The 12,788-nt window shown below is 43.3% G+C and carries 11 protein-coding genes; 3 read left to right on the forward strand and 8 right to left on the reverse strand.

Features of this window, described 5'->3' with window-relative positions; genetic code table 11:
* Positions 1-5: 5 nt before the first annotated feature.
* On the reverse strand, positions 6-314 hold the full coding sequence (locus tag SDE_RS11425) for an STAS domain-containing protein (protein ID WP_041324621.1): 309 nt from the start codon (positions 312-314) through the stop codon (positions 6-8).
* 271 nt (positions 315-585) lie between these two features.
* Here SDE_RS11425 and SDE_RS11430 point away from each other — a divergent pair, with 271 nt between their 5' ends.
* From SDE_RS11430 to SDE_RS11440, 3 genes are all read left to right on the forward strand, one after another.
* Positions 586-1,932 carry a substrate-binding domain-containing protein gene (locus SDE_RS11430; protein WP_011468659.1) on the forward strand — a complete coding sequence of 449 codons (1,347 nt, stop codon included), beginning with the start codon at positions 586-588 and terminating at the stop codon, positions 1,930-1,932.
* 2 nt (positions 1,933-1,934) lie between these two features.
* Positions 1,935-3,959, forward strand: coding sequence for a hypothetical protein (locus tag SDE_RS11435; protein ID WP_041324622.1), 2,025 nt, complete (start codon positions 1,935-1,937; stop codon positions 3,957-3,959).
* A gap of 102 nt (positions 3,960-4,061) precedes the next feature.
* Positions 4,062-5,753 carry a substrate-binding domain-containing protein gene (locus tag SDE_RS11440; RefSeq protein WP_011468661.1) on the forward strand — a complete coding sequence of 564 codons (1,692 nt, stop codon included), beginning with the start codon at positions 4,062-4,064 and terminating at the stop codon, positions 5,751-5,753.
* Between the two features lie 58 nt (positions 5,754-5,811).
* Here SDE_RS11440 and fliJ read toward each other — a convergent pair whose 3' ends face one another.
* The 7 genes from fliJ to SDE_RS22950 all read right to left on the reverse strand — a co-directional run bounded on the left by fliJ (position 5,812) and on the right by SDE_RS22950 (position 12,491).
* On the reverse strand, positions 5,812-6,243 hold the full coding sequence (fliJ, locus tag SDE_RS11445; protein ID WP_011468662.1) for a flagellar export protein FliJ: 432 nt from the start codon (positions 6,241-6,243) through the stop codon (positions 5,812-5,814).
* On the reverse strand, positions 6,236-7,612 hold the full coding sequence (gene fliI, locus SDE_RS11450) for a flagellar protein export ATPase FliI (RefSeq protein ID WP_011468663.1): 1,377 nt from the start codon (positions 7,610-7,612) through the stop codon (positions 6,236-6,238). The genes fliJ and fliI overlap by 8 nt, the downstream gene beginning before the upstream one ends.
* Positions 7,599-8,648, reverse strand: coding sequence for a FliH/SctL family protein (locus SDE_RS11455; protein WP_011468664.1), 1,050 nt, complete (start codon positions 8,646-8,648; stop codon positions 7,599-7,601). The genes fliI and SDE_RS11455 overlap by 14 nt, the downstream gene beginning before the upstream one ends.
* A 99-nt stretch (positions 8,649-8,747) precedes the next feature.
* Positions 8,748-9,788: a flagellar motor switch protein FliG gene (fliG, locus tag SDE_RS11460; protein WP_011468665.1), complete on the reverse strand. Its 1,041-nt coding sequence runs from the start codon at positions 9,786-9,788 to the stop codon at positions 8,748-8,750.
* Positions 9,785-11,455, reverse strand: coding sequence for a flagellar basal-body MS-ring/collar protein FliF (gene fliF / locus SDE_RS11465; protein ID WP_011468666.1), 1,671 nt, complete (start codon positions 11,453-11,455; stop codon positions 9,785-9,787). Before fliF ends, fliG begins: the two co-directional genes overlap by 4 nt.
* A gap of 112 nt (positions 11,456-11,567) precedes the next feature.
* The gene (gene fliE / locus SDE_RS11470; protein WP_011468667.1) at positions 11,568-11,933 is read right to left on the reverse strand and encodes a flagellar hook-basal body complex protein FliE; all 366 of its coding nucleotides are present in this window, start codon (positions 11,931-11,933) and stop codon (positions 11,568-11,570) included.
* Positions 11,934-12,314: 381 nt separating this feature from the next.
* Positions 12,315-12,491: a PA3496 family putative envelope integrity protein gene (locus SDE_RS22950; RefSeq protein WP_011468668.1), complete on the reverse strand. Its 177-nt coding sequence runs from the start codon at positions 12,489-12,491 to the stop codon at positions 12,315-12,317.
* Between the last annotated feature and the right edge of the window lie 297 nt (positions 12,492-12,788).

Here is a 12,788-nt window from a genome sequence, read left to right on the forward strand (position 1 = left end):
GCGCCTTACTGAATTTTAAATAGCTGCTCAAAACTAGAGATAGAAAATATTTTCTTAACCTCTGGCGAACAATTAGTAATTGTAATTGCAGCTTTATCTCCACCGGCATAATCGCGCAGCACTAACAGCATACCCAGCGCAGAGCTATCTAAATGCTCGGTTTTACCCAGATCTACAGTGTAATTTTTGACAGCTGGACCTGCTATATCCTCGTAGCTACGTCGAAACTCGTCGAGAAGGGTCGCATCAAAACGACCGTTTACAGTAATAGTTAGGGTACCACCGTCACTAGAAACAGAAGAACTAATAGGCATACTGATCTCTCTTGAAAATAAACATGTTATCTCTTGCCGTTTAGGGCAAACCCGCTCGACAATCCCATTTGACTTAAGCATAGACTATTTTCTGTCAATTCAAATGGTAATTTAAAGGCCGCTACCCTTGGTGCCACATGATTGTGCACAGAGCTAAACATCTTGGCCCTTCTCACTAAAAAATTGGCTTTAAGCCCCCTTTTTATGCTCGCCTGCTAAGCTTACTAAGTAATGTACCTACTTTTATACGTTAGCGCGGTAATTCTCTATTATGACAAGTGCCTCCCAACCAGATAATCAGCACATCGCCGTATTTTCACCCTACCTGCAAGGTTTTTACCTTGGCGAAATTGTCGATCAAATTCGACAGCTATGCTCAATCAACCACTACAAGTTCACAGCGATTCGCACAGATAGCCTAGCCACTTTTGATATCCCCCTTGGAGTATCACATTTTACCGGCGTAATAATACTCAAAAATGCTATATCACCCGCCTTAGCAGACCGGATTCTTACAATGGGTATTCCTGTTGTATCCATAGCCTATGACTACTACCCGCTGGAAATTCCAGTGGTAGGGTGTGACAACGAACAGGCTGTAGCCCTAGCCTATAACTATTTAAAAGAACTTGGTCACAATCAAATTGCTTATGTTGGTGATTTTAGTCAATACGATTTGCGTAAACGCTTTGAGTATTTTGGTAAATTATGCGATCAAGACAAGGACAGCAATAGCGACTTAGACACTTTTTACCCAGTAGATAATTCCCTATACCGCGGAGGGCTGAATGCAGCCAAAGCATTCCTCAAACGCGGCGACACCTCCACGGCGGTTATTTGTGGGGCTGGGCTTACCGCTATAGGGTTTTATGAAAAGATAAACAAGAGCAACCGCAAAATAGATGTGGTTGGTTTTGACGCCACATCTATCACACCTATTTACGCGCCAAACATCATAGCCGTTGATCAAAACTTGCATTTAATTGCGCATAAAGCACTTGCTGTAATAAAGAATATTCAGCAACAGGAAGAGGTTCAGCGTGAAGAGCAAGTACCGGCACGCTTGATACTGCCCAACGAGAATAAAGACGCCACATTAAACGACTACATGGTAACGTGCACAGAAAAAAACATCTTCGCGAACCCCAATTACGCTAAAGCTTTAATAACCAACAACTACGAATGGACTAAGCAGATAATTGACAGCAACCTAGATGAATTAATGAGTATTTACCCCGTATTTAGAGATTTTATGCAAGCTGGGCTGCTGTGTAGAACAAAACTAGGAGCCAATAACGAAACTCAACTTGTAGCCACACGCGCTTATACAGAATCCGAAACAATTAATCTAGGAAGCATGGACCCGCCTTTAAGCTTCAGTGCAGACACTTACCCTGTTGAAAAGCACAACTCCCATATATTTATAGAGGGCATGATAAACACCCACTTTCCTATAACGGTGGGCGGTAAAAACTGGGGCGTACTTAGCTTTTCTGGACCTGCTAATTTAGCGGAGACAAACAGTAGCTACATGGGCTTTACAAGCTATGTTGATACTGTCACACAAAATTTAGCCCACGTGCTTTTGGCGAAAACGGTACTAAAAACGAGCGAATGAACATGGATATTGAAACATACATGTACACCGTTAGCGCGTTATTTGTAGTAAGCGCCCTGCTAAACTTTATTGTTTTATTTGCTTATAATCGCTTAGAGGTTAAGAGCAAACAATTCAAAAAGACCAAACAAGAAATTAACATAGATTCAATCACCACCTATTTTGAAGAGCAATTCAAGCAGACCAAGGGCCTGCTAACAGACAAGCGCTATCAAAAACTGCCCGAGAACATACTAAGAGGTGCAAACTTTAACCATATAGTGGCATTGCGATCTGCTTACCTGCGCCTAGAACGCAAGGCCATACCAAACGGCATAAGCAGTTGGGAATACAATATTTTTATTATCGAAAAATTGGCTACGGTATTAAAAATATACATGCCGTCGCTATTCGAAAACAAAAAGCTTATTTCTGCGCTCGAAAGGCAAGTAGAAACGCTTAAAAACAAGCTAAAAAATACGCTAAGCGAGCTAGATACGTACGCAAACAACCCAGTACAACATATTTTAGAATTTGAAAAACTAACCAAAAACAACAAACTAACCCAAGAAGAGATTCAACCTTACATTAAAAAGCTAGAGCGTATCATTCACACCTTTTCCGACCCAGAAGCGAGAAAAGCGGAAAGTGACAAGAGTATTGTTATTGAAAAATCAAAAAATATAGACGAGGCCTATAACAACCTTTCCAGTAATTTCGACAAGCAGACCAAAGAAATTATCGAGCTAGGCGCCAGCTTAGAAAACTTAAAAGATACCGATCAAGAACAACTGGCCGCCTCTATTCTTGATGACTTGAACTCAGACCTCTCTAAAACTAAATCTAGCAATATTCACCTAAAAGAAGATATGAGCGAACTTAGAGAAAAAATTTCTTCTATATCATCTAAGCTAAACCCGAAAACAGGTGGCATCCTAAGCTCGGCTCGTATATCTGTAGCTAAGACAAACGGCGATGTAGACACATCAGAGTTAAAAACGCTTTCAGATGAAATTCAAGAGATAAACGCCAAAGAAATTGACCGCCTACGCAACATAGTAAAAGATCAAAAATCATCCATATTCAATATGGAATCTAAAATTACTACTCTAGAGTCAGAACTGGACGGCAAAGGGGAGCTCACCTCTGAGACCCAGTCAGTAATCAATCAACTAAAGCGAACTATTCAAGAATCGGAAATGTGCATTCAAGTACTTGAACAAGAAATAGACCAAATGCGCAATCAACTAGTAACCATGGATCAGAGCAAAACCCCTGCGCCGCCAGAAGTTTCCGAAAAAGATTTAGAGATGCTAAACAACCAGTTGGACACACTAAACAAAGAGTTAAACGAGAAAGTTAATGCATCGAATACCAACGAAGCAATAAATAATTACGTTAAAGAAGCAATCACAGCGAATTCTATTGAAGATATATCACTGCTTATTTTTGACTGCATTCAACAAGCAGGTGGCGACCCACACATAATTATAAGCTGCAAAGGCAAGGATGTAATTGTTTCAAGCACGGGCAAAATAGCACCACGCGACAAAGTTGTTATAGACAACATGCAAACCAATGAAGTTAATGAGAGTGGCGACAAAAAATCGATTAACTTTAAATACAACAGTATAAGAGGCACGATTAAAGCACTTAACCCAGATGAAAATTTATCTGGCAGCAGTAAAGCCATGCTAGAAATAGCAAACATATCAAATAGTATTATTGAAAAAATACTCGCCATCCAAACAGCCAAAGAAAACACGAAAAAAATTGAGGATTGTAAAAACTCAATACGTAAAACAGCAGCAGACCTAGACAAACTTTACAATAGTAACTCCCGCAAAACGAAAGATATTATCAGTAGCAGCTTAGGCCAAGTTGAGGATATTGCACGCACGCTGGGTATCCCCAACAACAAAATAAAGACAATTAAAGAAATAGAAGACGATGCGATAGCAACCGTTGATGCAGACAAGGTGCTACAACTAACAGCTAGAAAGCAATTTGTTAACATAATATCTAGCCTAGACCAACTTAAAGGCTAACATCAAAGCCCTTACTCGCCCTTACTCAAAAAGCAATATTGAGCATATGTAGCTTAGGGAGTAAACTTAGCTTAACGAATACAAAACAAGGTATATAGCTACATGAGCGCGCTCCACCTTTGTGTTATTGCACCCTATTTACAAGGCGGCTATATGGGAGAGATTATCAACCATATACGCCGAGCTTGCGCCACAAGAGAGTATAGATTTACGCTCATCCGTACCAATAGCCTTGGCGAATTTTCCCTTAACCTAGGCGCTAGCGAGTTTGATGGGGTAATTACCATTCGAAATGCAGCCAGCCCAAAAATGGTAGAGTACCTGCAGAACAGAGCAATTCCTGTTGTAGCCATAGCACACGATTATTTCCCGCTAGATGTTCCTATTATCACATCAAACAATGCCAAAGGCATGGATCTAGCGTTTAATTATTTACTAGAACGCGGCCATAAAAAAATCACATTTATAGGCGATTTATCACAATACGATTTACGCAAACGCTTTGAACGTTTTTGCGAACTACTGGATGAGAACAAATTACAACTTACCGATAAAAGCCTAATATGCGTAGACGACACCCTCTTTACTGGTGGCAGAGAAGCCGCTGCTCAGTTTATTAAACATGTAGATCAAGTTGATGCCGTTATTTGCGGTGCTGGCAACACAGGCATGGGCTTTGTTAAGCAACTCAAAGCACAGGGTGTAAATTTACCAGAAAAATTAGAAGCAATTAGTTTTGACGACGTAGCATTTATGGAGCTAATCACACCCGGCATGCCTAGGATCGATCAGAACTTAGATCAAGTTGCAGCGCACGCACTAGAGGCCCTTGAGGCTCTTATTACGCAGACGCCCCTTACAACTCATACGTTACATGTTGATCCAACATTAATAATCGGCAAACCTGCTACTGCAGAACGCAACTGGCAAATGAGAGTTCATGAGCTAGATGGGCTAAATAACCTTAACTATGTTGATTCATTGGTAAACAATAGCTTCGAACTAACGCATAAAATTCTTAATTCCAACCTCGATAAACTCATGAGTTTGGCTCCGTTATTTCAGCAACACATGCACCTAGCATGCTTAGCTGAACTTAAAAAAGACAAGTTCAATAGAACCAGATTAAATATTAAAAAGATATTTGAAAGCGCTTCGGCGGAAGTACTATTGCTCGAAGATGAAGAAAACCTAGTACCTGTTGAGTCGTACCCCGGCAAGGCATTTAAAGAGAAGTATGGCAACAACCACCCAACCCTTGTTCACTTCCCTATTTTTGTTGACGATGTGCTATGGGGTTTTATTAGTGTATTTGGCGACCCACAGAGGGCTTCCTACCCCACTTCGTTTACTGGGTTTACGGGGTATATGGATACCATTGCACACAGTTATTCTTTATTACTTTCAAAGCAACAACACGAAGTAGAGTCAGAAACAACCGAACCATTAATAAGCGACACCCCCGATATATTAACCCCGTGCTTAAAATGGGATTTAGAAACGGGCAGTGTAGTATGGAACGAGAAAGCGCTTGAAAAACTCGGATTTACTACTGACCTAGAAAAAAGCATTTACCGCAACATGGAAGTGTTCGATCGCGTTCACCCTGAAGATGAGCACAACTTGCGTAAAGAAATCACATTAAGCTTATCGCACTTAGACAGGATGAATACTTTAGTGCGCCTTAAACTCGCGCAAGGTGGCTACGCTCAGTTTAGAATTGAAGGTGAAGTAGTTCAGAAAAAGGACGACCGCGCAGTAATATACCGCTGTGTAATATCGCAAATAAACTAATTCTATTTTACTCAGCGAGTATTCAATCGATCGAACTGAGGTAACCAAACTTTGCAAGCTAACGATCATTTTGGCTGTTAAACCATTCATCTAGCATTTTTTGTTCGTTTTTATCTAACACTGCCTGCTCTTCTGTTTTGTACCTCGCAATCATGTCTTTCATTAGCTTGTGTTTTAAGTGGCATGCTTGCCACGCTTCGCGCGCTTGCCGCTGAACGCCTTCCACACGCTGTATTTGTAACATTTGTGCTTGCTTAGCCATTGCCAGCTGCTGCAGGAAATTACGAATTCTAGCTAAATCTTGCGCGTTTACACCCGTTCGCAGCATTTGCTGGCTTTGTTCATATTGACCATAATATTCTTCTAAATCGCGCAGACGTGAGATTTCGTTATTTAATTGTTTTTGAATGGTAGCAAGTTTTTCTGCCGCAGCATCCTCTTCGCGTCGCGCCATATCTACCACTACTTGCAATCGATCTGATTTAGCCACCTAGCTTACGCTCCGTTCTCTCCGTTGGCGCTATTACATTAAACAACTGCTCCATGCTGGGTACCAAACCAGATGCTTCTTTCATACCTTGGCAAATATATTTATTTAAATGCGGGTAGCGCTCTATGGCTCCATCAATATTTGGGTCGGTGCCGGGGGTATATGCACCTATCGAAATTAAGTCTTTGTTCGCTCTGTAACGTGACAGTAATGCTTTAAATTTTTGCGCTTTTTGTAAATGGTCGGGAGTAACAATGCTGGGCATCACACGGCTTACCGATGCGGAAATATCTATTGCTGGGTAAATGCCCTCCTCGGCTAAATCGCGCGATAACACTATATGGCCATCTAAAATTGCGCGGGCGGAATCGGCTATTGGGTCTTGTAGGTCATCCCCTTCGGTAAGAACTGTGTAAAAAGCCGTTATCGAACCGCCGCCCTTATCGGCATTACCTGCACGCTCAACTAATTCTGGTATTTTAGAAAAAACCGACGGTGGGTAGCCTTTGGTTGCGGGTGGCTCACCTATCGCCAATGAGATTTCCCGTTGTGCTTGCGCATAGCGCGTGAGCGAATCCATAAGCAGTAAACAATTTAACCCTTGATCGCGAAAAAATTCTGCTACGCGGGTACACAATTCAGCCGCGCGCAAACGCATTAGCGGTGCATCGTCTGCCGGAGATGCGATAACGACAGCGCGAGACATGCCAGCGTCCCCAAGAATTTGATCAATAAACTCTTTAACTTCGCGACCACGCTCGCCAATTAAGCCTACAACAACAATATCGGCCGTTGTAAAGCGAGTCATCATACCGAGCAATACACTCTTACCCACACCCGAGCCAGCAAACAAACCAATGCGCTGGCCTCTACCAACTGTTAGCAAGCCATTTATTGCACGCACACCTACATCTAGCGGTGCATCTATGGGGTGCCGAGACAATGGGTTTATTGCACTTGGCGCCATATCCACATTCGATTTACCGGGTAGCGGCCCCTTGCCATCTAAAGGCTGGCCAATACCGTTAATAATTCGCCCACGCAAGTGCTCGCCAATAGCCATATGCTGATGCGCATCAAGCGGTACAACACGCGCACCTGGTTGCAGGCCTTCAACTTTTTGCACCGGCATTAAATAGGTTTTATCGCCGTTAAACCCTACCACTTCGGCGTCGATATTTTTATTATGGGGCAACACCACTCGGCACTGGCTGCCTACGGGTACATTTAAGCCAACAGCTTCGAGAGTAAGCCCAACCATACGTGTAAGCCGGCCTTGAGCTGTAGGAAGGTGATCTAACAACTTGTAATTGCGAAAAGGCTTTAACCTTTCTGCGATAGGCGCGCCAATAGTATCATGCCTGGTCATCGCTTGGCTCTTCTTCAGACTTTAAAGGACTACTACCCGCTTTAGACGCTTGCCTCGCCTCACCCGCCTCTGCTTCTCTATCTGTTTTATTGCTTTCTCTTTCAGAGTCTTCTGTTTTACTGTCCTCTGCCTGACCGTCAGCTTCCACGAAATCCAACTCTGATTCATCCCCTTCTGCTTTTTCTCTTTCCAGCTCAGTATCGCTTGCTAAACCTCTATTGCCATCACCAATCGGCTCAGGTCGTTCGATCATTGGGGGATAATCTTCGTCGTCTTCAGCCTCGACGCTCTCGCGTGCCTCGTCGAAATACTTTGCTATACGCGTACTTACATCAAAATCAATAAGGCTTTCATCGCTGGTTACGCGGCAACCACCAGATGTTAAAGAGTTATCTATATGGACTGGCCACTCTTTAATTCCTGCAGTTTCTTCAGCTAAACCTGCCATTAACTCTGCATCTTGCTGGTTGAGTGAAACGTGTATATTTTTTGCCCCTACCGGCAACTCATTTATGGCTCGGTTTACAAGCGCAAATAGCAGCGAAGGGTCGGTGCTTATCTCGGCTTGTAATATTTTTTTTGCCATATTCACAGCAATATCAACCACTATTTGCTCTAGATCCTGTTGTTGCTTTTGCATTGGCAACAACAATTCTTCGGCAATAGACGCTAAGCGCGCGCGCTCATTTTCTATAGAGGTTAATGTTTCTTGATATGCTTTTTTACTGCCAGCATCGAAGCCTTTGTTATATCCCTCGGTGTGACCCGATTGCAGACCTTCTGCTCTACCCTCGGCAAAACCCTCTTCTTTGGCCTCGGCAGCCATTTTTTGAAGCGCATCAGCGGTTAGAGGCGGTGGTCGTTTGGATGGGGGAATATCTTCAATAGATTCGTTTTTAGCGCGTTTTTTTTCTTTAATTGCACTTTGTACTACACGACCAGGTACCGTCATGCTGGGCGGCGCCCAAGACTCTACCCCCTCTTCTTGGCGTATAATCTCGAACGGTGCATGTGTGTTGCTTTTGTTATCTGCCATGCGCTAAGTACTGCCTTTGGGCGCCATATTGGGCCGCGTTAATTTGCACAATGTTTATACATAAGGTGTATAACGAGATGGGAATGACTGGCTTAGGCTCTAAAGCATATCTTCGCCGCCACCACCTAAGTTTATTTCGCCCGCATCGGCCATTCTGCGCGCAATAGTAAGAATTTCTTTTTGTGCACCTTCCACTTCGGATACCTTGACTGGGCCTTTTGCTTCCAAATCGTCGCGTAACAGCTCGGCGGCGCGTTTGGACATATTTTCGAATATTTTTTCTTGCAGTATGTCGTCTGCACCTTTCAGCGCGATAATTAAAACGTCGGACGACACTTCGCGCAACAACGCTTGAATACCGCGTGCATCCACATCTTTTAAGTTGTCGAACACAAACATTAAATCTTGAATTTGTGTACCTAAATCTTCGTCGACTTCTTTAATACTATCTAGCAATTCAGTACTTACCGAGCTTTCTAGGTTATTAACAATCTCAGCCGCCGTTTTAAAGCCACCCAAGGCTTTGTTTTGCGAACCTGCATTACCACTAAATTGTTTTTCTAGAATATCGTTAAGCTCTTGCAGAGCACCGGGCTGTACTGTATCGAGCGAAGCTACACGCATCATTACATCTAAGCGTACTTTTTCTTGGAAAAACGTGAGCACTTCTGCGGATTGGTCCGCATCGAGGTACGCCAATACAATGGCCTGAATTTGCGGGTGCTCGTTGCGAATAATATCGGCAACCGAGCGCGGGTCCATCCACTTTAAGGTATCTAAACCGGTAGTATTACCGCCCAACAATATGCGGTCTATAAGGCCATTGGCTTTATCTTCGCCCAGTGCTGTCACTAGCATGTTGCGAATGTAATTATCGGCCCCCATACCCAAACCTGTTTGCGTGCGTACTTCCTCCATAAAGTTTGATAACACAACCTCTACTTCGTATTGCTGCACATTATTTAATTGCGCCATAGCAGTACCAAGGCGCTGTACCTCTTTGGGGCCCATATGTTTTAAAATTTCAGCCGCGGCAGATTCACCTAATGTCATAAGCAATATTGCAGCTTGATCGACGCGATTAATTTTTACCGCAGGGGGTTGAGATTTATCGCCAGCTTCATTGGGCTTTGGACTCATTCTTCATTTATCCATCGTTTAATTACTTGTGCCACACGACCAGCATCTTCTGCCACTAGCCCCTTCACAGCATTAAGCTGCTGTTCGTACCCTTCTTCTGGGCTGGGTAGTGCAAGTGCATCCCCACCGGTGAGGGTAACCGTTTCATCCGAAAGCGAGTCAAAACCATCCATACCTGCAGCTTGCAATGCGGCCATTTCTTTCGCTTCGTCTTGCTCTCTTGTTTTTACTCCCGCCACAGCCAAGCTTTTAAGCACTGGGCGTACTAACCCCACCAACAACGCTACAATAATTAATGCGCCGGCTATGGGTTTAATTAGCTTTAAAATACTTTCGTTCTGCCAAAACGGTAGGTCGTCCAATACCTCGATGGCCGGCTCGGGTAAAAACGCTTCGTTGAGTATATTGACACTGTCACCCCGCACAGCAGAGTAACCCACTGCATCTCTTACAAGTATAGCGAAGCGTTCTAGTTCTTGCTGTGTCCACTGGGTGCGCTCTACGGCGCCAGTTTCGGGGTTAATTGTTTTTTTATCGTCTATTACTACAGCAACCGTTAACCTGCGCAAGCGACCTTTCTCACGCTTGGTATAGCTAACCGTTCTATCTAGCTCGTAATTACGCACGGCCTGCGAGCGAGTATTACTGGGTTGACCACCTGCACCTTCGCCGCCCTGCCCAGCTTGCTCTGGCGCCTGCCCATCTGCGGGTGGTTGATTGGTAAGGGCACCAGGAATGCCGCCAGGCGCGCCACTGCCAATACGCTGTTCTTCGACGGTTTGCTCGCTGCGCACAGCGGGTAAGTCGGGGTTAAATACTTCTTCGGCTTGTTCTATTTCAGTAAAATCAATATCGGCTGCAACTTCGGTTTTAAAGTTCTGATCGCCTAATATTGGCGACAGCAAACGACGTACGCGCATTATCATGCCGTCTTCTACTTTTTGCGTATATTCCAAATGTTGCCCGGCAATAAGTAAGTCTTTGTCTTCTGCAATACCTGTAGTAAGTAGGTTGCCCTTTTGATCTACAACGGTAACATTCTCTACTTGCAACTCTGGAATACTGCTAGCTACCAAATTAGCAATACCTTGAATTTGTTTTGGTTTGATGGGCCTGCCTGGGTATAAATCTAAAAATACCGACGCGCTAGGCTTGCGACCATCCCCTACAAATACAGAGCGCTTTGGAATTGCTAGGTGTACACGTGCACCGCGTACCGAATTTATGCTGGCAATAGTTCGAGCCAATTCACCTTCTATGCCGCGCTTGTAGCGCGTTGCTTCCATAAATTGACTTGTACCTAACGGTTGCTCTTGGTCGAGTAACTCGTAACCCGTTGAGTTATCACCTTGAATGCCATTTTCTGCTAACACCAAGCGCGCTCTATGCACTTCATCCACCGCCACTAGCAGCGCACCGGTCGAGCCATCTATTTTGTAGGGAATCTCGTTAAAATCTAAAATCGCGCCTACTTCAGAAGAATCTAATCGATCCAAACTACCATATAGCGGTTTGTAATCTTCCCCTTGACTCCAAAGTACAACCGCAAAACCAATAGCCACACTTGCCGCAAGCCCTACCATTAAACCGGCTTGGCGAATAATGTTTAGGTTGTTAAACCCATCTATTAGATCGTTAGTGCTTGTATGCGCGGGCGCTTGGGCCATGGCTCTATTCTCTTTTTAAGCGGGTATTTAAAGCAGTTATGTTCGCGGTTTATTTAATTAGCTGTATTACTTTGATGTACCTAGATTGACGCATCCTATTAAGATGCCACCATTAAATCGGCATGTTCATCACATCTTTATAGGCTTCTACTAACTTATTTCGAACTTGCACCATCGCATCAAATGCCACACCTGCCTTTTGTGAGGCAATCATCACGTCGGTAATACCTACGTTAGAATCACCTTGAATATACGCTTGCGACATAGCGCCAGATGCCTGTTGCACTTCGTTCACTTTACTAACCGCCTGCTCGAGTAGTTCACCAAAGCGAGGGCCGTTTACTTGCTGAGTGCCGCGCGTGTTGTTAACGCCCTCAAGGGAGTTGCCCACACCCTGTACAGAATTCATTGCCTGGTTTTGTGCTTTAAAGGATCGGATCTCCATAAGCACGCGATTAATATCTACTCGGTCAGTCATAAATCATACCTGCGATATTTTTTTGTCACTTTTCTGGTGAAACTGTTGAATTAATTGCCCAAACTTTTTAATGCGTCAAATAATTAGCGAAATGCTTAGGCTTTTAACGTGTTACAGGGGATTTTGCACAAAACGGGCCAGAAATGGCCGCAGGAAAGGAATTGCCGCATTACAAATACGGTAAAAAAAATATTGTATAAAATTAATGCGGAACGGAAGGAAAATTAAAACGCGAATATTCTAAATGCTACGTAGGAAATTGCTGCCAGACAGCGTAACTCCGAAATTTATAGACTCAAATATATAGCCCTAAAATACACTGCCCCAAAATACAAATGGCCTGACAAGTCAGACCATTTGAAGAGCTAAAAATATTTGTTGTTACGAATCGAAGTCAAAATCGAATTCTTGCATTTCTCGCCGTAAACGCAATTCTTCTATTTTATCTTCTAAACGTCGTCGAGAGTCAATAGAATGGGCATTACCTTCTGCAAGGATCGCCGATTCCGCCATATCGTCAGTCATATCTAGGTTACTATCCAAGACCCCACCACCCATAATTCATGCTCCTCTGGGAATGCGATAATGAAGTGCCAAAGTAAACAATTACTCTGTAGCGAGTAATAGTCTCTTACGCGGATATTACAATAAAATGATAGCAGCGCAATATTATTAACGCCTGTTTTTTATTCGAATTCAACGACTAATTTACCAGCAAAAAACACGTTTTAAAACAATAAGTTATAAGAGCCTTACAATATACATATAGCTATAAATATTTTTAAGTTATAGCTAAAAAACATGCCCCTATTTGCTAGCCAAAACACTATTTTTTAACTTTGAAGTGTATACATT

This window comes from Saccharophagus degradans 2-40, assembly GCF_000013665.1.
In the GTDB taxonomy this organism is placed as follows: Bacteria; Pseudomonadota; Gammaproteobacteria; order Pseudomonadales; family Cellvibrionaceae; genus Saccharophagus; species Saccharophagus degradans.